Annotated in this window: 22 protein-coding genes; 7 read left to right on the top strand and 15 right to left on the bottom strand. The window is 69.7% G+C overall.

The window, feature by feature from the left end; genetic code table 11:
• Positions 1–11 precede the first annotated feature (11 nt).
• On the bottom strand, positions 12–968 hold the full coding sequence (locus ABZ532_RS08430; protein WP_361280441.1) for a LysR substrate-binding domain-containing protein: 957 nt from the start codon (positions 966–968) through the stop codon (positions 12–14).
• A 222-nt stretch (positions 969–1,190) separates the two neighbouring features.
• Here ABZ532_RS08430 and ABZ532_RS08425 point away from each other — a divergent pair, with 222 nt between their 5' ends.
• Positions 1,191–1,745 carry a peroxiredoxin gene (locus ABZ532_RS08425; RefSeq protein ID WP_361280440.1) on the top strand — a complete coding sequence of 185 codons (555 nt, stop codon included), beginning with the start codon at positions 1,191–1,193 and terminating at the stop codon, positions 1,743–1,745.
• 2 nt (positions 1,746–1,747) lie between these two features.
• Positions 1,748–2,281 (top strand): alkyl hydroperoxide reductase, encoded by a 534-nt coding sequence (locus ABZ532_RS08420; protein WP_361280438.1) that lies wholly within the window; start codon positions 1,748–1,750, stop codon positions 2,279–2,281.
• A gap of 164 nt (positions 2,282–2,445) precedes the next feature.
• Here ABZ532_RS08420 and ABZ532_RS08415 read toward each other — a convergent pair whose 3' ends face one another.
• From ABZ532_RS08415 to ABZ532_RS08400, 4 genes are all read right to left on the bottom strand, one after another.
• Positions 2,446–3,828 (bottom strand): AI-2E family transporter, encoded by a 1,383-nt coding sequence (locus ABZ532_RS08415; RefSeq protein ID WP_361280437.1) that lies wholly within the window; start codon positions 3,826–3,828, stop codon positions 2,446–2,448.
• A gap of 106 nt (positions 3,829–3,934) precedes the next feature.
• Positions 3,935–4,624 carry a transglycosylase SLT domain-containing protein gene (locus tag ABZ532_RS08410; RefSeq protein ID WP_361280487.1) on the bottom strand — a complete coding sequence of 230 codons (690 nt, stop codon included), beginning with the start codon at positions 4,622–4,624 and terminating at the stop codon, positions 3,935–3,937.
• A gap of 463 nt (positions 4,625–5,087) precedes the next feature.
• Positions 5,088–6,410, bottom strand: a complete 1,323-nt coding sequence (locus ABZ532_RS08405; RefSeq protein ID WP_361280436.1) for a PhoH family protein — start codon at positions 6,408–6,410, stop codon at positions 5,088–5,090.
• A gap of 544 nt (positions 6,411–6,954) precedes the next feature.
• Positions 6,955–7,716 carry an isoprenyl transferase gene (locus ABZ532_RS08400; RefSeq protein ID WP_361280486.1) on the bottom strand — a complete coding sequence of 254 codons (762 nt, stop codon included), beginning with the start codon at positions 7,714–7,716 and terminating at the stop codon, positions 6,955–6,957.
• A 175-nt stretch (positions 7,717–7,891) separates the two neighbouring features.
• Between ABZ532_RS08400 and mgrA the strand changes: the two genes are divergently transcribed.
• Positions 7,892–8,962, top strand: a complete 1,071-nt coding sequence (gene mgrA, locus ABZ532_RS08395) for an L-glyceraldehyde 3-phosphate reductase (RefSeq protein WP_361280435.1) — start codon at positions 7,892–7,894, stop codon at positions 8,960–8,962.
• 321 nt (positions 8,963–9,283) lie between these two features.
• On the opposite strand, the gene ABZ532_RS08390 is transcribed toward mgrA, so the two are convergent.
• Positions 9,284–10,822: a DUF2079 domain-containing protein gene (locus ABZ532_RS08390; RefSeq protein ID WP_361280434.1), complete on the bottom strand. Its 1,539-nt coding sequence runs from the start codon at positions 10,820–10,822 to the stop codon at positions 9,284–9,286.
• Positions 10,823–10,933: 111 nt separating this feature from the next.
• Positions 10,934–11,749, bottom strand: a complete 816-nt coding sequence (locus ABZ532_RS08385) for a prepilin peptidase (RefSeq protein ID WP_361280433.1) — start codon at positions 11,747–11,749, stop codon at positions 10,934–10,936.
• Between the two features lie 102 nt (positions 11,750–11,851).
• Between ABZ532_RS08385 and ABZ532_RS08380 the strand changes: the two genes are divergently transcribed.
• On the top strand, positions 11,852–12,205 hold the full coding sequence (locus ABZ532_RS08380; protein ID WP_361280432.1) for a DUF192 domain-containing protein: 354 nt from the start codon (positions 11,852–11,854) through the stop codon (positions 12,203–12,205).
• Positions 12,206–12,281: 76 nt separating this feature from the next.
• Here the strand turns inward: ABZ532_RS08380 and ABZ532_RS08375 are convergent, their stop codons facing one another.
• Positions 12,282–13,424 carry a mannosyltransferase family protein gene (locus tag ABZ532_RS08375; protein WP_361280431.1) on the bottom strand — a complete coding sequence of 381 codons (1,143 nt, stop codon included), beginning with the start codon at positions 13,422–13,424 and terminating at the stop codon, positions 12,282–12,284.
• A 359-nt stretch (positions 13,425–13,783) separates the two neighbouring features.
• Here ABZ532_RS08375 and ABZ532_RS08370 point away from each other — a divergent pair, with 359 nt between their 5' ends.
• The 3 genes from ABZ532_RS08370 to ABZ532_RS08360 are packed head-to-tail and all read left to right on the top strand — an operon-like array spanning position 13,784 to position 16,898.
• A complete protein-coding gene (locus ABZ532_RS08370) occupies positions 13,784–15,814 on the top strand; it encodes a hypothetical protein (protein ID WP_361280430.1) in 2,031 nt (676 codons plus the stop codon).
• Between the two features lie 13 nt (positions 15,815–15,827).
• Positions 15,828–16,424, top strand: coding sequence for a hypothetical protein (locus tag ABZ532_RS08365; RefSeq protein ID WP_361280429.1), 597 nt, complete (start codon positions 15,828–15,830; stop codon positions 16,422–16,424).
• A 27-nt stretch (positions 16,425–16,451) separates the two neighbouring features.
• Positions 16,452–16,898: a DUF3592 domain-containing protein gene (locus ABZ532_RS08360; protein WP_361280428.1), complete on the top strand. Its 447-nt coding sequence runs from the start codon at positions 16,452–16,454 to the stop codon at positions 16,896–16,898.
• A 111-nt stretch (positions 16,899–17,009) separates the two neighbouring features.
• Here the strand turns inward: ABZ532_RS08360 and ABZ532_RS08355 are convergent, their stop codons facing one another.
• The 7 genes from ABZ532_RS08355 to ABZ532_RS08325 all read right to left on the bottom strand — a co-directional run bounded on the left by ABZ532_RS08355 (position 17,010) and on the right by ABZ532_RS08325 (position 22,665).
• Positions 17,010–17,657: an OmpA family protein gene (locus tag ABZ532_RS08355; RefSeq protein WP_361280427.1), complete on the bottom strand. Its 648-nt coding sequence runs from the start codon at positions 17,655–17,657 to the stop codon at positions 17,010–17,012.
• 23 nt (positions 17,658–17,680) lie between these two features.
• Positions 17,681–18,268, bottom strand: coding sequence for a hypothetical protein (locus tag ABZ532_RS08350; protein ID WP_361280425.1), 588 nt, complete (start codon positions 18,266–18,268; stop codon positions 17,681–17,683).
• A gap of 32 nt (positions 18,269–18,300) precedes the next feature.
• Positions 18,301–18,894 carry a pilus assembly protein TadG-related protein gene (locus tag ABZ532_RS08345; protein ID WP_361280485.1) on the bottom strand — a complete coding sequence of 198 codons (594 nt, stop codon included), beginning with the start codon at positions 18,892–18,894 and terminating at the stop codon, positions 18,301–18,303.
• Positions 18,895–18,899: 5 nt separating this feature from the next.
• Positions 18,900–19,139 carry a hypothetical protein gene (locus tag ABZ532_RS08340; RefSeq protein WP_361280423.1) on the bottom strand — a complete coding sequence of 80 codons (240 nt, stop codon included), beginning with the start codon at positions 19,137–19,139 and terminating at the stop codon, positions 18,900–18,902.
• Positions 19,140–19,383: 244 nt separating this feature from the next.
• The gene (locus tag ABZ532_RS08335; RefSeq protein WP_361280421.1) at positions 19,384–20,361 is read right to left on the bottom strand and encodes a response regulator transcription factor; all 978 of its coding nucleotides are present in this window, start codon (positions 20,359–20,361) and stop codon (positions 19,384–19,386) included.
• Between the two features lie 62 nt (positions 20,362–20,423).
• Positions 20,424–21,722 (bottom strand): histidine kinase, encoded by a 1,299-nt coding sequence (locus ABZ532_RS08330; RefSeq protein WP_361280484.1) that lies wholly within the window; start codon positions 21,720–21,722, stop codon positions 20,424–20,426.
• Positions 21,723–21,780: 58 nt separating this feature from the next.
• The gene (locus ABZ532_RS08325; RefSeq protein ID WP_361280483.1) at positions 21,781–22,665 is read right to left on the bottom strand and encodes a DUF5936 domain-containing protein; all 885 of its coding nucleotides are present in this window, start codon (positions 22,663–22,665) and stop codon (positions 21,781–21,783) included.
• Positions 22,666–22,685 lie beyond the last annotated feature (20 nt).

Below are 22,685 nucleotides of genomic sequence, written 5' to 3'. Positions count from 1 at the left end.
TGCTCTCCGGTTCAGCCGCCGTCAGGTAGAACCCGCACCGGGAGGTCCGCGAGGGCCTCCCGGAGCGCGACGGCGAACTCCTCGAACTCGCCCTGGCGGGCCGCTCCCGAGCGCATCGCCAGGGCGATCGTGCGGGTGGGCGCGGGGTCGGCGAAGTACCCCGTGACCAGGCGGTCGTTGCGCCCGGTCTCCACCTGGAGGGCGGTCCGCGGCAGCAGCGTCACACCCAGTCCTCCCGCGACCAGCTGGACCAGCGTGGACAGGCCCGCCGCGGTGGTGGTGACCGGGGCGCTCTCCACCCGTCCGGCCTCACGGCAGATGTCGAGTGCCTGATCGCGCAGGCAGTGCCCCTCGTCGAGCAGCAGCAGCGGCAGCTCCCGCAGCGCCTCGCGCGGGATGTCCGCGCGACCGCCGAGCCAGTGCTCGTGCGGGGTGACCAGCACGAAGTCCTCGTCGAACAACGGGATCTCATTGACCCCCGCCACCCCGAGCGGCACGGCGAGCAGCAGCAGATCGAGCCGTCCTGCCCCGAGCCCGTCCAGCAGCGACGAGGTCTGCTCCTCGTGCACCTGGAGGTCGAGCGCCGGATACCGCTCGCGCACCAGCCGCAGCACCGCCGGCAGCAGATACGGCGCCACCGTCGGTATCACCCCCAGCCGCAGCACCCCGGTGAACGGCGCCCGTACCGCCTCGGCCTCCTCCAGCAGCTCACCCACCGCGGCGAGCACCGCCTTGGCCCGCACCGCCAGCCGCTCCCCGGACGGGGACAGCAGCACCTTCCGGGTCGTACGCTCCAGCAGCCGCACCCCGAGGGCCTCTTCCAGCGCCGACACGGCACCCGACAGCGCGGGCTGGCTCATCCCGATCGCGGCGGCGGCGTCTCGGAAGTGCAGATGCTCGGCCACGGCGGCGAAGGCCCGAAGCTGCGCGAGACTGGGCTGTTTGCCCCGGCTTACCCCGTGTGCCACCACTTCACCCCCACCACTGATAAGCGAGCCCTATCGCAGCGGGCCAGTCTAGCCGCCCCCACGATCAATGCGCTCAGCGGCCATCGGGATCCGGCTATCGGACATGGCTATCAATGCGGTCGGCATCTTCGATTTCCCCCTATTGATCACACCGTGACAGGCTGATGCTCCGTCCAACCCCACGGAGCCCCCACAAAGGGCCTCCCACTGCAAGGAGAGCGCGTGCTCACTGTCGGTGACCAGTTCCCCACCTTCGAACTGACCGCCTGCGTCTCGCTGGAGAGCGGCAAGGAGTTCGAGCAGATCACCCACAAGTCCTACGAGGGCAAGTGGAAGGTGGTCTTCGCGTGGCCCAAGGACTTCACCTTCGTCTGCCCCACCGAGATCGCCGCCTTCGGCAAGCTGAACGACGAGTTCGCCGACCGTGACGCCCAGGTCCTCGGGTTCTCCGGCGACTCCGAGTTCGTCCACCACGCCTGGCGCAAGGACCACGCCGACCTGCGTGACCTGCCCTTCCCGATGCTGGCCGACTCCAAGCACGAGCTGATGCGCGACCTCGGCATCGAGGGCGAGGACGGCTTCGCTCAGCGTGCCGTGTTCATCGTCGACCCGAACAACGAGATCCAGTTCACGATGGTGACCGCCGGCTCCGTCGGCCGTAACCCCAAGGAGGTCCTGCGGGTCCTCGACGCACTCCAGACCGACGAGCTCTGCCCGTGCAACTGGTCCAAGGGCGAGGACACCCTGGACGCGGGCAAGCTGCTGGCCGGTGAGTGAGCATGGCCCTCGATGAGCTGAAGTCCGCGCTGCCGGACTACGCCAAGGACCTCAAGCTGAACCTCGGCTCGGTCATCGGCAACAGCGAGCTCCCCCAGCAGCAGCTCTGGGGCACGGTGCTGGCCTGCGCGATCGCCTCGCGCTCGCCGATCGTGCTGCGCGAGCTGGAGCCGGAGGCCAAGGCCAACCTGTCCGCCGAGGCGTACACCGCCGCCAAGTCGGCCGCCGCGATCATGGCGATGAACAACGTCTTCTACCGGACCCGGCACCTGCTGTCGGACCCCGAGTACGGGACGCTGCGCGCCGGTCTGCGGATGAACGTCATCGGCAACCCGGGTGTCGAGAAGACCGACTTCGAGCTGTGGTCGCTCGCCGTCTCCGCGATCAACGGCTGCGGCCAGTGCCTCGACTCGCACGAGCAGGTGCTCCGCAAGGCGGGCGTCGAGCGCGACGTCATCCAGGAGGCCTTCAAGATCGCCTCGGTGATCCAGGCGGTCGGCACGACGCTGGAGGCCGAAGCCGTCATGGGCGGCTGAGTCCGCACAGGCATCACCACACAGGGCGCCCCCGCCCGGTTCGTACATCGAGCCGGTGGGGGCGCCCTGCTGTGTACGCGTACCGTGCGACCACCCGGTCCCGACGAGGAACCCCCGAAGTGACGGAACCGCTCCGGGCGGACGGGGGCGAGCCCCGGCAGCGCCTAAGCCCGGTCCCCGGGCGGAGGAGTCGGCGGCGACGGCGGAGCGGAGGGAGGCAACGGCGGCGGAGTGGGAGCCACTTCGATGGCCGTCGCGCCGTGCGGTCCTGGACCCTGGTGGGCGGGGTGCACCTGGGCGTACGAGCGCAGATAGCCGACCACCGTGTTGGTCACCGCCACCAGCGGTACGGCCACCACCGCTCCTCCGATGCCTGCCGTCAGGCCGCCCGCGGCGACCGCGAGCACGACGGCGAGGGGGTGGACCCGTACCGCCCGGCCGAGGATGAACGGCTGGAGCACATGGCCCTCGATCTGCTGCACGGCCAACACGACCAGCAGCACCATCAGCGCGGTGAACACGCCCTGGGTGACCAGCGCCACGATGACCGCGAGGGCACCCGACACGACCGCACCCACGAGCGGGATGAACGAGAACAGGAAGATGAACACCGCGAGCGGGACGGCGAGCGGCACATCGAGGAAGTAGATGCCGAGACCGATGAAGATCGCGTCGATCAGGGCGACCACCACCGTGCCGCGCACATACGCGGTCAGCGTCCGCCAGGCCCTCGGGCCCGCCCCGGCGACACCGGGCCGCGCCTGAGCGGGGACCAGCTTCAGGGTCCACTGCCAGATGCGCTTCCCGTCGTAGAGCAGGAAGAGCGTGCAGAACATCGTCAGCAGCATCCCGGTGAGGATCTCGACCATCACGCTCACGCCCTGGAGTCCGGCGGAGGTGATCTCCTCGGTGTTGGTGCCGATGGTGTTCTGGAGGTTCTGGGCGATGTCGTTGATCTGCTGCTCGGTCACATGGAAGGGGCTGTTGAGCAGCCAGTGCTTGAGCTCCTCGATCCCGTCCTTGACCCGGTCGGCGAGATTGTCCAGGTTGTCCAGCACCTGCCACACCACGAACCAGCCGACCAGCCCCATGATGACGAAGCCCAGGACGGCGGTGACGGCGGTGGCGAGCCCGCGTGGCAGGCCGAGCCTTCTGACGCGGGTCACGGTCGGCTGGAGGAGAGCGGTGATCAGCAGGGCGGCGACGAAGGCCAGCACCACCAGCTGAACGGCGCTGATCACCCGCATCAGCACCCAGACCGTGCCCGCGAGCACCAGCAGCCGCCAGCCCGCTTCGGCCGCGACGCGCATTCCCCAGGGGATGGTGGAGACAGGGTCGGGCTTGGCGGCGACGGCGGGTGCGTACGCCGGGGGCGGCGGCACATGGTCCGCCGGCGCGGCTGAGCCCTGAGCCGTCGCCTCCGCACCGCCGTTGACGATCAGACCGTTGTCGTCCCGGACGGCGGCGGCCCGCCGTTCTTCGAGGCGTTCACCCCAGCGGTTCATCCCGGTGCCCAACCGGCGCAGCCACCCTGGCATTCTCGACATCTCGCTTCCCTCTCCCCCCGGGGTCCGCCACGACCGTACACGCACGAAACCCCCCGCCATAGGACGGCGGGGGGTTCCAGAGTGCTGAGAGCTACTGCCGCAAGGCCTAGTACCAGTGGTTGGCCTGCCAGAACGACCAAGCCCCGCAGGGGCTGTCGTAGCGCTCGTTCATGTAGTTGAGGCCCCACTTGATCTGGGTGGCCGGGTTGGTCTGCCAGTCGGGGGCGACCGAGGCCATCTTCGAGCCGGGGTTCGCCTGGACCAGGCCGTAGGCATCGGAGGTGGGGTTGTCCGCGTGGTAGTTCCAGCTGGACTCGTGGTCCACGATGTTGCTGAAGCACTGGAACTGGTCGCCCGGCATCATCTGGCGGGCGATCGCCTGGACTTCGGCCACGGTGTACGACGACTGCTTCGCGAAGCTGGAGGCGGAGCGGACGGCGGAACGGCTTGCGCTCTCGCGTGCCTCAGCCTCGCGCTCGGCCTTCTCGTCGGCGGCCTTCTTCTTCGCCTCGGCGTCCTTGGCGGCCTGGACACGAGCCGACTCTTCCGCCGACTTCTTCGCAGCCGCATCCGCGGCGGCGGCCTGTGCGTCTGCCTGCTGCGACAGAGACGCGACCTGCACCTGGGCCTGCTCGCCTACGGGGATGTCCGCGAGCAGCGTCGCGTCCGCGGCGGAGGCCTCGAAGTCGTTGTCCGTGGTCTGCGGAGTACCCGAGGCCACGCCAACGACGGCGCCGACAGTGGTGACCGCAGTGGCTGACGCCACCGCGAATCCCCGGACCGAGATCCGGCTCACACGGTTTCCTTCCAGCAGCGCCCGCACAGGTGACCTCACGGACGCAATCGTGCCCCTGACACTGGCACCCCTACTTGCTAGGTCACGGGGGGCGCGGGCCCGGTGGGCAACTCCCTTGCGGGAGCGCCGCGTGGTGCTCGGGCGGCATACGGCGGAGTCTGTTGAGTTGTCTGGTTTCCGCATCCCTGAGGATGCAGGTGTGCCGTATGCGGGGCCTGACGGAAGCAAGACTCTGCCGGAAGGCGAGGGCGCAAGGCAATTCCTCGTTACGTGGGATAGCTCACACCCCGTTTGCCCCACGGGTTTTAAGGAAACGCCCGCACAGCACGGCGCCGCCCGGCTAAGGTTTTTCGCTTCGCCGGGCGGCGCCAACTACCTTGACGGACAACCGAAGCAGACCAGATCAAACCTGATCGAACTCTGCCTAATTCGGCTAAAATCCATCAATGTGGATCATCCTCTTTCAGGTAGCTCCATCCTCGAGCATTTCGGTCACCAGCGCGGCGATCTGAGAGCGCTCCGAACGGGTGAGCGTCACATGGGCGAACAGCGGATGCCCCTTCAGCTTCTCCACGACGGCGACGACTCCGTCATAGCGACCCACGCGCAGATTGTCCCGTTGCGCCACATCGTGGGTGAGGACGACCCGGGAGTTCGCCCCGATCCTGGACAGCACGGTCAGCAGGACATTCCGCTCCAGGGACTGGGCCTCATCGACGATGACGAAGGCGTCGTGCAGCGAGCGCCCGCGGATATGGGTGAGCGGCAGCACCTCGAGCATGCCGCGCCTGAGCACCTCCTCGATGACCTCTCGGCCCGCCACCGCCGAGAGCGTGTCGAAGACCGCCTGCGCCCACGGGCTCATCTTCTCGGCCTCGGTGCCCGGCAGATAGCCGAGATCCTGCCCGCCGACCGCGTACAGCGGGCGGAACACCATCACCTTCTTGTGCTGCCTGCGCTCGAGCACCGCTTCCAGGCCGGCGCACAGGGCCAGCGCTGACTTGCCGGTGCCCGCCCGGCCGCCCATCGAGACGATGCCGACCTCAGGGTCGAGCAGCAGGTCGAGGGCGACGCGCTGCTCGGCGCTGCGCCCGCGAATACCGAAGGCCTCCCGCTCGCCCCGCACCAGGCGTACGTTCCCCTCGGCCGTGATCCGCCCGAGCGCCTTGCCGCGCTCGGACTGGAGCACCAGACCGGTGTGGACGGGCAGCTCGGCGGCCTCGGGCAGATACAGGGTCTCCTCTTCGAAGAGAAGGTCCACCTGTTCGGCCGAAATCGCCAGTTCGGACATCCCGGTCCAGCCGGAGTCCGTGATGGCGAGCTCAGCCCGGTACTCCTCGGCGAGGAGTCCGACGGACGAGGCCTTGATCCGCAGTGGCAGGTCCTTGGAGACGACGGTGACGTCATACCCCTCCGCCTGGAGGTTCCGGGCCACCGCGAGGATCCGCGTGTCGTTGTCACCCAGCCGGTAGCCCGCGGGGAGCACACCGGGGTCCGAATGGTTGAGCTCCACGCGGAGGGTGCCGCCGAGGTCGCCCATGGGGATGGGTGCGTCCAGCCGGCCGAACCGGATCCGGTAGTCGTCCAGCAGGCGCAGCGCCTGCCGGGCGAAGTAACCGAGCTCCGGATGGTGCCTCTTGGCCTCCAGCTCCGTGACCACGACGATCGGGAGCACGACCTCGTGCTCGTCGAACCGGGCCATGGCGTTCGGATCGGCCAGCAGAACGCTCGTGTCGAGAACGTATGTGCGCCTGTCGGGCATGCGGCGCTTAGTGCTGTTCACCACGGAAGGACGTACCCCCTCGGCTGAGATCGGGGTGCGACGACGTCGCGCGTTGGAGTTCCCCCCACCGGAGGCGGGGAGACGGGGCCGGTGTCCGGCCGCGATGCGCGGGCCGGGCACCGGCCCTCCGTTCCTTCCGTGCCGAACGCACGGTCGTCCTGGCGCAAAGGGCCTCCCGGGCGGGCGGCTCGGCGCCACCCGCAGCAGAACGGCATCCGGCCTGTTGTCCGGATGTCGACCTGGAAGCAATATTCCCTCGAACACCCGCCGCCATGCCAGGGCATATGACGAAGCGTCGATGAACAGGCCATGACCATGAACGCGCGGGCCGGGCGATTATGGCCCGCCGGGCCCGCGCAGGAGGCGGCCAAGGGGCGGCTCTCGGCCTGAAATCACCGCTTCAGGGGGGCAATGGCGTGGCAGGCGGAACGAAAGGAAACCGCCCGAAAGCCTATAGAACAGACATTACGGGTGAGGTGGTTGGGCCATCCGGGGGTGTCCCAAGGCGCCCCTTCCGAGGCACGCCTTCGTACGGCGCGCGCGCCGGTCAGCTGCCGTAGCGGCGATGACGGGCCGCGTAGTCGCGCAGGGCGCGCAGGAAGTCGACCTTACGGAAGGCGGGCCAGAAGACCTCGCAGAAGTAGTACTCGGAGTGGGCGCTCTGCCAGAGCATGAAGCCCGAGAGCCGCTGCTCGCCGCTGGTGCGGATCACCAGGTCGGGGTCGGGCTGGCCACGGGTGTAGAGGTGGGAGGCGATGAGATCCGTGTCGACGATCTCCGCGAGCTCCTCGAACGTGGTGCCCTTGGCGGCGTGCTCGGTCAGCAGCGAGCGCACCGCGTCGGCGATCTCCTGGCGCCCGCCGTAGCCGACGGCGACGTTGACGAGTATGCCCTTGTTGCCGGCGGTGGTCTGCTGGGCCTCCTTGAGCACGGCCTGGGTGCGGGCGGGCAGCAGATCCATGGTGCCGGCATGGTGGACACGCCAGCGGCCGTCCGCCGCGAGCCCGCGCACCGCGTTCTCGATGATGCCGAGCAGCGGGACCAGTTCCTCTTCGGGCCGGTCCAGGTTGTCGGTGGACAGCATCCAGAGGGTGACGACCTCGACGTCGGTCTCGGCGCACCAGCCGAGCATCTCGTGGATCTTGTCCGCGCCCGCCTTGTGACCCTGCTCCGTCGTGCCTCCGGACGCCTTCGCCCAGCGGCGGTTGCCGTCCAGGATGACGCCGATGTGCTTCGGCACCTGGGCGTGGTCGAGGCGGCCCTCCACACGGCGCTCGTAGAGGCCGTACACCAGGTCGCGCAGGTTCACGTAGTCCACCCTCTCGGTTCCGTCCGGGCCGGCCACGCACCATCCTCGTGGCTCCCGGCCCGCCGCGCTGCACGCCTCTCACGTGCTGCGGCTGCCCCCGATGCCGTCAGGTTACTTGGCACTCCCCGCAGGGGCCCAACCCGGTCTGTCACAAGTCCGTGATAAGCAGAGAAGCGTGAACGTTTCCCCCTGCTCCTCCCCCCACTCGCCCCGCTCCCGCTCCGCCTACCGTGCCGCCGAGAGCCGCTATGACGCCATGGAGTACCGCCGCAGCGGACACAGCGGGCTCAGGCTCCCCGCGATCTCCCTCGGCCTGTGGCACAACTTCGGCGACGACCGCGCGCTCGAACCACAGCGTGCGATCCTGCGGCGCGCATTCGACCTGGGTGTGACGCACTTCGACCTGGCGAACAACTACGGCCCCCCGCCCGGCTCGGCCGAGCTGAACTTCGGCAAGCTCTTCGCCCAGGACTTCGCCGCGTACCGGGACGAGCTGCTCGTCTCCACCAAGGCCGGCTATCTGATGCACCCCGGCCCGTACGGCGAGTGGGGATCCCGCAAGTACCTGCTGTCGTCGCTGGACGCGTCGCTGTGGCGGATGGGCCTCGACTATGTCGACATCTTCTACTCGCACCGCTTCGACCCGCACACCCCGCTGGAGGAGACGATGGGCGCGCTGGCGTCCGCCGTCCAGCAAGGCAAGGCGCTCTACGTCGGCGTGTCGTCCTACAACGCGGAGCAGACGGCCGAGGCGGCCAGGCTGCTGAAGGAGATGGGCGTCCCCGCCCTCATCCACCAGCCCTCGTACTCGATGATCAACCGCTGGATCGAGGGCGACAACCTGCTCGACACCCTGGAGAACGCGGGCATGGGCTGCATCTCCTTCGCACCGCTCGCGCAGGGCCTGCTCACCGGCAAGTACCTGACCGGCATCCCGGAGGATTCGAGGGCCGCACAGGGCAAGTCGCTCGACCCCGGCCTTCTCTCCGACGACGTGCTGCGCAGGCTCCACGGTCTGAACGGGATCGCCCAGCGCCGTGGCCAGTCCCTGGCCCAGCTGGCGTTGTCGTGGGTGCTGCGCGACCCGCGTATGACCTCCGCGCTGATCGGCGCGAGCAGCGTGCGCCAGCTCGAGGAGAACGTGGCCGCGCTCGCCGCGCCGCCGCTCTCCGACGAGGAGCTGACGGAGATCGACACCTTCGCCGTGGACACCGCGGGAACCAACATCTGGGCCGCCCGGAACTGACGGCGGCCGGGGAAAGAGAAAACGGGCCGGTCCGTGGGGGGGATACGGACCGGCCCGAGGGGGGGGTTTCCACCATAACCCTTCGTGAGGGTTGATGCGTGCCGCGGCGTGCCGCAACTACTCTCCGAAAGCGGCGGACTGCACTACGGAGAGGAAAAGCGGCCGGTGGCGGGCCCGTGGCACGGTCCCGCGCCCCGGCCGGGCGCTGGGGCGACTACTCCCGACGGGGGACCCCGGGGACCGGGCGCGCGGTTGACGCGGGGAGGTCGCGAGGGGGCGATGGGTCAGTCTCATGAGGGACCGGACAGGTGGAAGCCCCGGTCAGGACCGGCGGCGCAACAGAGTGATGCCGTCCCGTTCGGCGACGACCTCATAGCCGTACGAGCGCTTCGCCGCCTCCAGCTCCGCGAGCTGCTGCTCGATCGGGTAGGGCCAGTGACCCGTCTTGTAGGGCCAGGCCTCCGGGGCACTGCGGTCATGGATGATCCACTGCGCTGTGGGGCGGGGCAGCCGCGTCTTCTCGTATTCGTAGAGATGCCCCTCGACCGGCCAGGTCGGGAACACCACCACCTCGCAGCGCGAAGTGAGCTGGGGCACCAGACGGTTGGACGCGGCGACCGTGACACCGTCCGGGATCCGCCCCAGCATCGCCTGCGCGGCCTCGATATGAGGGGTGGAGCGCCAGGTGGCGCGCTGGGCCAGCTGGGCGAGGGGGAAGGACGGCAGCAGCACCACCGTCACGGCGATGACCGTCAGCAGCGAGGCGCGCAGATGGCGCGCCGCGAGCGGCTGGCCGGGCGCGGCTTCCCGGTAGCGGGTGAGGGCGTCGACGAGGCCCGCGAACACGACGGGCATCAGCACGGCGCTGTAGTGGAAGGCGGTGCCCCAGTGGAAGACGTTCTCGGACAGCATCCGCCAGCCCAGGGTGGGCACGGCGATCAGCGAGAGCGGCGAGCGCAGGGCGACGAGGGCACTCGGCGCGAAGACCAGCACGAGGGTCATCGCCTTGACGTCGGGGCGAAGCACGTCAAGCGGCGCGAACGCGATGGTGGCGAGCAGGGAGCCGTGCGCCTCGGCCAGGTTGGCCCCGTGCGCGTAGCCGCCGCCGGGGTTGAACGCCGGGAGCAGCAGCTTGATCTCGATCGCGCTGCCGATCAGCCCGACGGCCGCGGTCAGGATGCCCAGCCTGCGCGGCCCCTTCCAGGCGATGTACCCGCCGACCGCGGCGAGGGTCAGCCCGAGGTCCTCCTTCACCAGCAGCAGGGGCGCGGCCCAGACCACCGCCTGCCGCCAGCGCCGGCGCCCGAGCGCCTCCAGTGCGAAGGAGAGCAGCGGCACGGCGAGCGCCACCTCGTGGAAGTCGAACGCCGCGGCCGATGCGATGCCCCAGCTCGTCCCGTACGCGCACGCGACGATGTGCGCGGCCCGCCGGCCGAGTGAACGGTCCGCCCAGCGGGCGAGAGGGACGACGGCGACGGCGAGCAGCGCGGACTGTGCGACGAGCAGACAGAGCGGGGACGGCCAGACCCGGTAGAGCGGGGCGAGCACCGCGACCAGCGGGTGGAAGTGGTCCCCGAGGAGGTTGAAGCCCTCTCCGCGGAGCGGTACGACGGGAGCCCGGAAGTGGGCGTAGCCGCGTACGGCCTGCTCGAAGATCCCGAGGTCGTAGCCGGTGGTACGCAGCAGCAGATGACGGCGCACGGCGACGGTCGTGTAGAGGAGGAACAGCGCCGCCGCCCAGCCCCAGCGGAGAGAGACTCCCGCCGCACGGCCGGCGCCCTCCCGTGGCGGTGCGGCACGGGCCTCGGTCGACCGCGTATCCACCGACAGTACCGCCGCATTGGCGAAGAATGTCCGCATACGGCCGCATGCTAGGCCCTGTCCGGGCCAACTCCGCGGATCAGCCCGCGGCGTCACTTCCCCTCACCCCGGACCTGGGTCGGGACCTCCCGGGCTGAGCGGGGGCGTCGTCTACGCGGCCGGTACCGCTCCCAGCAGGAGACCGATCAGTGTCCCCCCGATCATGAACGGCCCGAACGGGATCGCAGACTTGCGGCTCGCCCTGCGCAGCAGCACCAGTCCGAAGCCGTAGACCGCCCCCAGGAGGAATCCCGCGAACGCGCCGGCGAACAACACCTCCCAGCCGTACCAGCCCAGCGCGGTCCCGAGGGGTACCGCGAGCTTCACATCGCCGAACCCCATGCCGTTGGGGTTGATCAGGAAGAGCACGAAATACGCCCCGCCGAGTGCGAGTCCGCCGAGCAGCGCCGTCGTCCAGGAGCCGGCGGCACCCGGTAGCAGCGCCGCGCCCCCGAGCAGCAGCGCGGCGGCGGCCGCGAGGGGCAGGGTCAGCTGGTCGGGTAGCCGGTGAACGCGGCGGTCGACCAGGGCCAGCAGCATGGCGACGGGTGCGAGCAGCACCCAGACGGCCGTCTCGGGCCGGATGCCGGCCGTGGCGGTGAGTACGGCGCAGACGGCGGCGGTGACGGCCGGAACGAGCGCGGAGCCGCGGTGTTCCCCGGGGTGGCGGACGTCTTCGGCCCCGGAGCCGTCGCCGCGGGGGGCCCCGGCCACCGGAGCCACCACGGACACGGCGCAGTCCGCGCACCGGGCCGCGCCCAGCCAGCCGCCCGCGACCCCGGTGATCGGATGCCCGGACGGGCAGGCGTCCCGCCACGCCTCCTCCGGCTCGACCGACAGCCGGTACGCGGCGCGCGGCAGCAGTGCTCCGGCTCCGGCTCCCCAGAGAGCGGCGGCGACGACCGCGATGGTGTACCCGATGTCCACGGCCCGAGCCTAGGACCTGATCGCGCACCGGTCATGGGCCCGGGGACCCACTGTCGTCGCTGCCCTGTCGGCACCGGGAGACTCGGGCTACGTTCTACGCCCATGGGTATCTGGCGTGACGGCAAAGGCGAGTTGAGGATCCCGGGGCGCGAGACCCCGGTGGACCTGGTGATCGCGGCCTCGTACCGGGCACGGACCCGCGGCCTGCTGGGCCGGGACGGTATCGACGGTGCGATCATGCTGACCCCGGCAGGCAGTGTGCACACCTTCCGGATGCGGTTCACCATCGATGTGGCCTATCTGGACAAGCAGTTGCGCGTCATCAGCATGCGCACGATGAAGCCGGGCAGGCTGGGCATGCCGCGGATGCGCGCCCGCCACGTGCTGGAGGCCGAGGCGGGGGCGTGGGAACGCTGGGGTCTGCGGCCGGGCGTCCAACTGTCGGTCGGGAGCTGAGCCGACGGCTCTCAGGGCAGCTCGCGGGCTGCCCGGGTGTCGTCCTCCCAGGCGATGCCTGGGGCCCGTGACTCCCTTACGGCGGCCCCGACCCGAGCAGGGTGAGAGCCCCGTACACGCCCGAGGCCACGGCCAGCAGGGCCATGACCACCGCGGCCGTGCTCATCCGCAGCCGCGCGAGGGCGGCGGCCGGGGGCAGCAGCAGCGGGAAAGCCGGCATGATCAGGCGCGGCCGGGATCCGAAGTACGCGGCGCCGACGAGCGAGATCACCACGATCCCGATGCCGTAGACCAGCACGGGCAGCGGCTGCCGCTGGCGCACGCACAGCCACACCACCCAGCCGAGCAGGCCGAGCGCGGCGATGAGCCCGACCCCGGCGAGCGGCGCCGGCCCCGTGAGCTGCTGCCCGACGAACCGGGTGAGGGCCACGCCGCCGTCGATGTCGTTGCCCCAGGCCGCCTGGACCTCGAAGTACGCCGTCGGGCTGCCTTCGCGTACGGCCACGAAGACCACGTAACCGAGCCAGCCCAGCGGTGACAGCAGTACGCCTGCCGCCAGCCGCCAGTTCAGCACCCCGAGGCCGCCCTGAACCAGGCGTACGAGCGCGGTGATCCCGACGGCGGCGATGAGCGCTGCGGCCGACGGCCGGGTCAGCCCGGCAAGGGCGCACAGTGCCCCTGCGGTGATCCAGCGGCCGCCCAGCAGCGCGTACAGCGACCAGGCGGCGAACGCGGTGAACAGCGTCTCCGTGTACGCCATCGACTGCACGAACGCGGTCGGATACACCCCCCACAGCGCGGCCAGCAGCACCCCGGCCCGCTGACCCGCGACCTGTGCCCCGACGGCGTAGACACCCCAGGCGGCGGCGAACGCGGCGACCCAGGCGATCACCAGCCCGGCGGTCGCGGCGTCGAGGAACGGCAAGGCCTCGGAGACACCCCGCTCCAGGGCGGGCAGCAAGGGGAAGAAGGCGAGATCGGAGTGGACGCTCCCGTCGGGGAGGGTCACCTCGTACCCGTATCCGTGCTCCGCGATCCGGACGTACCAGACGGCGTCCCAGCGGCCCTTGAGCCGGTGCAACCCGTCCTTGCCGGTTGCCGTCGCGGCGATGGCGAGGATCACCATGCCGGTCAGCCGGACGGCCGCGTACCCGAGGAGGGCGGGGGCGGCGGGAAACCGGCGCAGGCGGGCGGTCAGGGAGTGGGGCTGGTGGGACATGCGGTCGATTATGTCCGGGACGGTCACTGGCTCACGCGGGCACCTCGGGCGACGGCACCGGGCGGCTCAGCCCCCCGACCCGTACCCGCTCTCCACCGCACCCGGCCGGGGCTCCGCCACCACCAACCGCGTTCCGCCGCGGACCCACTGCCGGCCCCCGCACGGAAGCGGTTGGCAGGACGCCGTCAATTGGGCCCGGGATTGGGGCCGAGGGCCCATGCCACCACTCCACCACGCCCATACGCTCACGCCGCGCGCAGACAGCAGGGGCTCGGGTCAGGGCTCTTGTGCGGACCGTACGAGGCAGGACCGTGGCGCGCCGTCGACGGCGGGGACCGGTAACACGGAGGGGTGGCGCGGTGAACGGTGGGGGAGCATGGGGCAACCAGGACGGAAGCGGGGGCGACTGGCAACGCGCCCGCGGACGTGCCGGGATCGCGCCGCCAGGACGGCACGACCCCGGTGACTCCGGGTGGTTCTTCGCCCTGGTACGCAGCTGGGCCGCCGCCATCATCGTGTACTTCCTCTGCGGTCTGCTCTTCGCCAGGGCACTCCTCGAACCCCTCGCCACCTCCGAGCGGCTCGACGCCTTCGCCTGGCGTCTCGCGCTCCTGCATGTGCCGGGCATCCTCACCATCACCCTGACCGTGCTGGCAGCGGCCCGCCTGCTCCCCGAGCCGCGCCGCGACTCCCTTCCGGTCCGGCTCGCCGCCACCCTCACGGTGCCCCTCGCCGCACTGGCCTACGGCTACGCCGTCACCTGGGAAGTCCTGGCCCCTGAAGGCGTCTTCATGCCGGTCGCGAGCTTCGCGACCGGCGCCGCCGCGGGTCTGGTCCTCGACCGGCTGGTGGAGGGACGCGGCCCGGACGACCGGGTGCCGGCGCCACGTCCGTACGCCTGGCGGGACCGCGGCGCCACCGCGCTCGAGTACCTCGGAGTCGCCGTCGTGGTGGTGGCCGTGATCCTCGCGGTGTCCGCCGCGGGCATCGGCGGCCGGGTCGGGGACCGCATCCGGTGCGCCGTCTCGGCCCTCACGGGCTCCGGTGGCGGCGGCTGCACCACGGGCCCGGACGGCATGGCCCACCCCAAGACCGACGCCGACTACGAACCGAAGCTGTGCCAGGTCTCCAGCGTCTCCGACACGGCGGGCGGCAAGGTGAAGATCGGCTGGTTCGAGTGGGGCGAGGAGTACGGCTTCCAGCAGAAGGTCGCCCAGGCCAACACCGATGTGAACGGCGACGGGAAGGTCGACGGCAACGACAAGCTGGTGTACCTCACCTTCACCGACGCGGCATCGGCCGGAGTCAACGCGAGCACCCCCGGCGTGAAGCTCGGCAAGTACGGCAGGGCCGATGTCGACCTCGGCGGCGGCATCAAGGTCACCAACGGCGACACCTGGGTCTTCAAGAGCGAGGAAGACGCCGAGCAGATGCGTGACGACATCGAGGAGATGAAGATGTGGGAGACCTCGATGAAGCACAGCGCGGGCTACGGCGGCGGCAACTGGTACGCCGCAAAGGAGTGGGCCGAGAAGAAGGAAGCGATCGAGAAGCAGATCGGCGACAAGAAGATCTCCTACTCGACGATCGGCCTCTACGCGCAGGCCGACGGCGGCCTCGGCATCAGCGCGGGTGACGACGCCAAGCTCGGCGCCAAGCTCGGTGGCAAGGCGAAGTTCTCCCCCGATGTGACGATCACCAAGGACGACGTCAACGGCAACGAGTCGTACACGTACACCGCGAAGCTCGAGGTCGAGGGCAAGGTGAGCGGCGAGGCCGGGCCGCTCGGCGGGACGTCCGGGGCGAAGGACACCTACACGGGGACGATCACGGTCACCCGCGACCAGAAGACGGGCAAGCTGGTCCGTATCGATATGACCCGGACGAAGGAAGGCACGGCCACGTCGGACAAGACCGATGTGAGTCACGACAACGGCAAGGACGGCGACGACAAGAAGAAGGGCAAGGGCAGCGTCAACGACTCCTCCGGGCCGACCGGGATCGAGGTGCAGACGAACTCGATCGTCTTCGGCAAGGAGACGGACCCGGCGACGGAGGGAAAGCGGGCGACCGCCGAGCAGTGGCTCGACGGATCGGGCGACAACACGACCCCGTTCGAGTACATGTTCGGCGACGAGTCGCTCCAGCAGAAGCCCGCGGGGAACGATCCCTTCAAGCAGCTGATGTTCGAGGACGGCCTGTCGAGCTCTCTGACCTATATCGGCGACACGGACGCCCAGGAGTTCGGCTTCGAGGTCTCGATGGGCATGAGTCTCGGGTTCTCCATATCGGACGAGCACAAGAAGGAGACCTTGACGAACGCCGAGTTCCTCGGCGCGCCTCAGGGCGACAAGCGTTCCTCCCTGCCGTACAGCTACTGCGCGAAGTAAGGACACCGGACCGATGAAGCACTTCCGCACCCGCCGCCCCGTCCCGGCAGCAATCACGCTCGCCATAGCGGCACTGCCCCTCCTCACCGGCTGCGGCACGGGCTCGGGGGATGCCAAGGCCGCCCTCCCCGGTGGCTGGGGCAGCCTTGACACCACAAGCCTGAGCGTCGGCTACCCGAAGGAGAAGGGGTACCGGGAGCAGCCGGCCGCCGAACGGAGCAAGCACAACGCGGCGGTGGCCCTCAAGGAGGAAGGCGGACTGCGCACCGGAATGGTGTCCGTCCAACTCGACTTCGCGACCGGGGTCGACAGCGCCGAGGAGGCCGCCACGGCCGCAGGCGCGGTCATCGGCCTCGGTGCCACCCGCGAGGAGACCACCGACGTGCGGCTCAGCGGCGAGGAGAGCGCCCGGCAGGCGCGTCGCATCGGCTACGAGTTCACCTCCAGCGGGGAGCAGAGGACACCCCGCAAGGGCACCCGGATGACGGGGGTCATGGTCGCCGGGGTCGATTCGAAGGGCGTGCCCTTCCTGGTGCGGATCAATGCGGTGAAGGGCTCCCTGAGCGAGGGCGAACTCGATACGTTCGTGGAGTCGATCACCGTCAAGTAGCCCGTCCTGGGCGTAAGGAAGGCAGCGATGCAGATCCTCCCGGGCGGCGGGGCCACACTCCTGCTGCTGCTCGGACTCCTCTTCGGCGGGTTCGCCGTACGGTCCGCACTGCGGTTGCGGCGCGTGCTGCGGCTGGTCCGCCACGGCGAACACGCCGAAGGCCGGTGCGCGGGGCGCCGGACCGTCGACCGCGGCCCGGGGATGGACCGCCGCTACGCCACGGAGTACGTCTTCGCCTTCCGCACACGCGACGGCCGGGACATCGAATTCACCGACGCTCCCGGCCCCTTCGGCTTCGAGCCCGGGGCTCCGGTCCGTGTCTCCTACGACCCGGCCGCACCGGAGAAGCACGCGACGGTGGCGGGCCCGGGCACCTGGGGACCGGTACTGGCGCCGGCGGCGTTCGCCGCGGGCCTCGGGGTGTTCGCGCTGGGGCTGCTGTACGGATTCGTGGCGTCGCGGGGCTGGGTCTGAGTCCACTGGACCTCGGGAACGCCGGGCCCGGCCGCCCTGCGGAAGCAGCCCTGGCCGGGCCGGCCAGGGCAACCCACAGCGGCGGCCCGCATCAGCACAGCCGCGCCGGGGTCAGCTCGGGGAATCCGCCTCGCCGCGCGGGAAGGAGACCTCCACGCGGCGGTTCTTCTTCCGGCCTTCCTCGTTCGAGTTGTCCGCGATCGGGTACTGCTCGCCGTAGCCGCGGACCTCGTAGGTGATTCCCGCGTCGTTGAGCGCCTTCGTCAGCACGGAGTGGACGGCGTTGGCGCGCTGCTTGGACAGCACGTCCCCGTGCTCGGACGACCCGAGGTTGTCCGTGAAGCCGAAGACACGGACCTTCTTCGCGTCCTGCTCCTTGATCTCATCGGCGATGGCCTGGATCCGGGCGTTCGCGGCGCTGCCGAGCTTCGCGCTGTCCTTGCCGAAGAGCACCTCGGCCTGGAGGGCGAACTTGACGTCCGAGTTGGTGTCCTCGCGACGCTCCTCTCCCCCCTCGGATTCGACGACGGACTTGATGTCCAGGACCTTCGATGGGGCGAGGGTGGCGCCGTCCACCATTCTCAGGCCCGGGGAGTCGGGGTCGACCTTGACCGGCGGTTCTGCGGAGGTGTCGGTGCCGGGCGGGACACTCGGATTGTCATCGGCACGCGCCTGAGTGGCCATCAGGACGTGTGATGCCGCCAGAAAGGCGGTGGCGCTGAGAGCACTCACGAAGAGACGCGAGGATGTTCTATGCATTCCGGGGTATGTCATCTCGCCACTCATCCGACGATCTTGAGGGTGGCGGAAGGGAACGACGGTAGCTGGAAGTCCACTTCGGATGTGGAATCCGGCGGGGCGGGGAACTGCATGAACACGGGGAGTTTCTTACCCGCGTCGACCTGAGTGAATCCGGCTGTGCACAGGCAGCGTCCCTCGGTGTCCCGCAGGACGTAGTAGCGCTTCTTGCCGACCTTGTCCACGAGCGTGGCGCCACCGACGGACTGACCGCTCCCCTGCAACTCCTGCTCGGTGCCACGCCACTCGGTCGTGGCGTAGTAGGCCGCGCTTCCCGTGTTCTCCACCTGCCCGTTCACCGTGACGAAGCCACCGGAGTCACGCTGGATCGAGTTGATGGTCAGAACCATGCCGTCCCGGCCCTTGACGGTGGCAATGACCTGGTCCGCCTCAGGCTGCGCGTTCGAGCTGCCGGGCTTTGGCTGTCCGTTGTCGGCCGGCTTGGCCGACGAGCCCGACTCCCCTTTCGTCCCCTCACCACCGCCGCAACCGGCGACTGTGAGGGCCAAGGCACCAGTGATCACCACGGCAATCACCCCCCTGCGGGCATTCAAGGTATGCCGAATGCTCATGACTGACGTTTCCTTTGCTTGTCGTTCGCTCATCAATCAACCAACCGGACGTCGAAGAGATCCTTGGCGTCGGGCAGACCCGTCAGACTGTCCTCGAGATCCCAGCTACCCGTCTTGCATTTGAGCGTGGGAAGGATTTCGAGATCGTCCGGGAGCTCGAAATCACAGAGAGGTTTGATCACGGCTTTGGCACTGGCCGTACCAAACGTCGCCTCGGTCCCCGGAATGATGGACTTACCCACTGGCTGCTGCGACTTGACCTGAACTTGGTAACCCAGCTCGGGGCGCCAGAACGGGACGCAGCGATCGACGTCAGCACCGTTCTTTTCGGCGAACACCGTCGCTGCGGGACACGAACTCCCCTCCAGTCCGAGCTTGCCGTCGAAGACGTCCTGCCACTTGGTCGGATCGGTGAGGTAGTCGTCGAGCCAGGCCCTCGCCAGCTTGTCCCTGGCGTCCTGGGCCGCGGCCAGAGCGGCGGCGTCCGCGGCGCCCTGCGCGCCGTTGCGGTTCGCGGATGCCTGGCCGACCGCAAAGAAGGCGAACGCAAGGAAGAGCAGGCCCGCCACCATCACGACATAGATGGGGAAGGCCTGCCCTCGGTCCTGCGACGTGCGGTTCGGCAGTCGGCTCAGCCGGCCTTGATCTTGTCGATCTGCTCGTTGATCTTCTGCGTGATCTTGCCGCCGATCCCGGTACCGACGATCGCGCCGATGATCACCACGACCACCATGATGATGCCCAGGTACTCCAGCGCCGTCTGGCCCTTGGACCGCTCGCGGTCGGTCATGCGGCTGACGACGGTGTTCTTCCACCCGTTGATGCGGATCTGGGTGCCGACGGCGGCCTTCAGCAGCGTCTCGTTCGACATGGTGCTCCCCTCCGGGTTCGGCCGACCGCATGCCGGCCGACGCGTAAGTCTCTCGGGTGTACTCGGCGTTACCGGCTTCCTCCTGGCCGGTGCCGCTTTCGACACGGGAAACGTACGCCGGGGAAGGGGACCCAGGAGAGGGCCCCAGGGCCCAATCGCAGACCCAAAGCACGAGCTGGGCCCTCGCTGCCGGGGTCTGGGTCCGGCGGCCCAGCCGGCTGCCCGTACGGTCGGCCACGGCAGCTCACCCCCTTCCTGATCCGGTACCGGTGTGTGACGTTCCCAGCCACACCGCGATGGCCTCGCTCCTGCTCACGGCATGAAGCTTCGCGAAGATGCGGTTGATGTGGTTCTTCACGGTCTTCTCACTGATGAAGCATGCGGCGGCGATCTGCTGATTACTCATACCCGACGAGATCAGGTCCATCACCTCCACCTCCCGTGAACTCAGACCGAACTCCGCCTGGACGCAAGCTGGTTGGGGATCCGGGGGCCGGATGTCCCGCGCGGTCACCTGCCGCGGCAGAGACTGTGCCACATTTGATTGCAGATGCGAAGCACTTTCACCCGAGTTGGTGGAAGTCAAGACACTTGGCATGGGCTGACGGGGTACACCCGGCAGCTGCACACCCTGTCCGTCTCCCTGGGGAACACCGCGGTAAGCCGTCCCGAGACCGTCCGGCAGCCGGTGCTCCCCCGGCGCTTCGGCGTCGCCGCGGCGCAGCTGTGCGAGAAGGGCGTTGGCGGCGGTGGCGGTGAAGTGGGCGCGGCCCTCCTTCACGTCCCGTACGGCCGCGATGAGCTGATCAGCCGTGAACTCGCCGTGCACCAGGTAGCCCCCGGCGCCCAGGCGCAGGGCCTCCCGCACGACCTCGCTCTCGCGGCTGTAGGTCAGCATCATCACGGGTGCCGCCCGCACGAGATGAGGCAGGGCCGAGATGCCGTCGACACCGGGCATGCGGACATCGAGCAGGATCACGTCCGGCCGGTGCCGCTCCGCGGCGTGCAGGGCCTGCTGGCCGTCCACCGCCTCGGCCACGACCTGGATGTCGTCGCGTCCCCCCAGCAGCACCGTCAGGCCCGCCCTGACCACGGGGTTGTCGTCGGCTATGACCACCCGCAGAGGTGTCTGGGCAGCGGGCATCCGGGGGTGGGCGGGAAAGGACTGGGCCGGTGGGGGGACGAGCTGCTGCCCCGAAGTCCGGGAGTCGTCGTCCGGCATCCTGGGGCCTCCTCTCAGTGGTCCTGGTGTCGTGGGGATTCTCGGGAGACGGTGGGGTGGGTTCACCCCTCGGCAGCGGGGGGCGCCGTGGGGTCGGCCGGCAGGATCGCGGCGACGGGCAGCTCGAGACGTACCTCGGTGCCTGAAGTGGTGCGGCCCCGGCCGATACGTATCCGGGCGCCGATCCCTGCGGCACGTTCCACCATGCCGACCAGACCGAAGTGCCCGGCTCTGCGGAGCTGTTCGAGTGTGGTGCCGGGCGGCAGGCCGTGGCCGTCGTCCCGGACGCTGATACGCAGTGCCCGGTCGACGATCCCTGTCTCCACGGTCACCTGTGTGGCGTGGGCATGCCTGTGGGCGTTCTCCAGCGCCTCGGAGGTGATGTTGAGCATCTGCCGGGCGACGGCGTACGGCACGGGTGGCAGCGGCGCGTTTCCGGTGCGCCGGAGCCCGGTGGTGATGCCGGTGCGCTGCTGGAAGTCGGAAGCACGGGTGCCGAGTTCGGCGGCGATGTCCATGCCCGTGCCCTGGAGGTCGCCCTGCCGGCGCAGATCGCTGAGCAGTTCGCGGGACTCCGCCGCGGCCCGGCGCGCGGAGCGGGCCACCAGCTCGGCCTGGTGCCTGACGGTGGATGGATCCATCCGGTCCGCCGAAGTGGCCAGGCCGTCGGCGGCGAGTGCCAGACCGTGCAGGGTCTTGGCCACGGAGTCGTGCATCTCGCGTGCGAGCCGGGCCCGTTCGCCGCCCACCGCCTCGTTGACGGCGAGGCGGGCCCGCGCCTCGGTCAGCGCCTGGCTGGCCGAGCCGAAGCGCAGCAGCAGATTGCGCAGTGTCACACCGGCCGCGCCGGCCACGACACAGAGCCCGGGCAGGAGCAGGGAGGTGTGGATCGTGGTCCGTGCGCCGGAGTCGGCACCGTGGACGGCGAACAGGATCAGCGCCTGGAGGCAGGCGAACACGCCCGCTCCGCGCCATCCGTAGACCAGCCCGGCCAGCAGGGGCGTGCAGATGGTGACATAACCCAGAGTGCTGTCGGGCCCTGCCGTGATCAGCAGCAGGGAGCCGAAGAGGGCGTCGGCTGCCAGCAGTGCCGGGTGGCGCAGCAGGAGGGGGCCGAACCGTTCCCAGTCGCGGAAGAGGACGTATGAGCCCATGAAGGTGACCAGCACGGCGGATGCGACGAGATAGGTGGCGAGTCCGGCGCTCGCCGATCCGAGTGCGAGCGGGGTGGCAAGTGCGATCATCGCCAGCCGGAAGCCGAAGACCTGACGGCACAGTGCCTGGAGCGCGTTGACCTGGATCGCCAGGGTCGGTGTGCGTTCCGGGCCGTCGGCGGCGCGGGCGAGTGGGCCCGTGCCCAGGCCCGCGCCGATCCTCCCTAAGTGCAGCGCCACTGCTGTTCCCCCTCAGCTGTCACGTTCAGCCTCCGATGGAGCTGAAGTCGGCGTTGGCGCCGTACACGAACGCCGCGATGAGCAGGATCATGGTGGCGGGGACCATGACCGATGTGATGGTGAGCGTGGCCTTGGGAACGGCCTTGGCTGCTCGGCGGCGGGCGTTCTGCGCGTCGGTACGGCGCATGTCGTTGGCGATCTGGATGAGGGTGTCGACGATCGGGGCGCCGAGCTCCTCGCCCTGCTGGAGCGCGGTGACGAACTGGGCCACCTGCTCGGAGTCATTGCGCCTGCGAAGCTCCTCGAAGGCCTGCCGGCGGCTCACTCCCATGTCCATCTGGCGCAGGGTGATGCGCAGTTCGTCGGCCCAGGGCCCCGCGTACTTCTCCGCGACACGCTCCAGGGCCTCCCGGAATCCGAGTCCTGCGCTGACGACGACGGCGAGGACGTCGAGGAAGTCGGGGAGGGTGCGCTCGATCTCATCCTTGCGCTGGCGGATGGCCGCGTAGATCCCGACCTCCACCCAGAAGGCACCGAAGGCGATCATGAAGAGGGCCAGGAAGGTCTGGCCGCGCAGCAGCATCACGAGTGCGCCGAGCAGACCGAGGAATCCGTAGACGGCGCGGCGTGCGGCGTACCGGTCCAGGGTCAGGCCACCCGGGTTGCCCGCGAGGTCGATCCGCCGGCGCACCTTGTTGACCCTGTCGGGCCCCATCATGCGCAGCACCGAGGGCGCATAGCGCATGCCGAGGCGGTCGACGGCGGAGCCGACGGCCGTGGTGCGGGTGGCGCCTACCTCCAGGGCGATGGCGAGGTCGCCGGGGAGCCTGGCATCGGCCCGGTACATCCGAAGGCCCAGGAAGGCACCGGCGACCGCGAGTGCCAGCGCGAGGGCGAGGAGGAGTCCGATCATGGTTTCGGGTCCTTCCC

This window comes from Streptomyces sp. NPDC019396 (assembly GCF_040632375.1).
GTDB lineage: Bacteria > Actinomycetota > Actinomycetes > Streptomycetales > Streptomycetaceae > Streptomyces.
The sequence above is the reverse complement of the archived record's forward strand: the minus strand, read 5'-3'. Positions and strand labels throughout refer to the sequence as shown.

Coding starts and splice junctions, on each gene's coding strand:
- ABZ532_RS08420 (WP_361280438.1), top strand. CDS start 1,748: ATGGCCCTCGATGAGCTGAAGTCCGCGCTGCCGGACTACGCCAAGGAC.
- ABZ532_RS08415 (WP_361280437.1), bottom strand. CDS start 3,828: ATGTCGAGAATGCCAGGGTGGCTGCGCCGGTTGGGCACCGGGATGAAC.
- ABZ532_RS08390 (WP_361280434.1), bottom strand. CDS start 10,822: ATGCGGACATTCTTCGCCAATGCGGCGGTACTGTCGGTGGATACGCGG.
- ABZ532_RS08380 (WP_361280432.1), top strand. CDS start 11,852: ATGGGTATCTGGCGTGACGGCAAAGGCGAGTTGAGGATCCCGGGGCGC.
- ABZ532_RS08375 (WP_361280431.1), bottom strand. CDS start 13,424: ATGTCCCACCAGCCCCACTCCCTGACCGCCCGCCTGCGCCGGTTTCCC.
- ABZ532_RS08365 (WP_361280429.1), top strand. CDS start 15,828: ATGAAGCACTTCCGCACCCGCCGCCCCGTCCCGGCAGCAATCACGCTC.
- ABZ532_RS08360 (WP_361280428.1), top strand. CDS start 16,452: ATGCAGATCCTCCCGGGCGGCGGGGCCACACTCCTGCTGCTGCTCGGA.
- ABZ532_RS08355 (WP_361280427.1), bottom strand. CDS start 17,657: ATGCATAGAACATCCTCGCGTCTCTTCGTGAGTGCTCTCAGCGCCACC.
- ABZ532_RS08350 (WP_361280425.1), bottom strand. CDS start 18,268: ATGAGCATTCGGCATACCTTGAATGCCCGCAGGGGGGTGATTGCCGTG.
- ABZ532_RS08340 (WP_361280423.1), bottom strand. CDS start 19,139: ATGTCGAACGAGACGCTGCTGAAGGCCGCCGTCGGCACCCAGATCCGC.
- ABZ532_RS08335 (WP_361280421.1), bottom strand. CDS start 20,361: ATGCCGGACGACGACTCCCGGACTTCGGGGCAGCAGCTCGTCCCCCCA.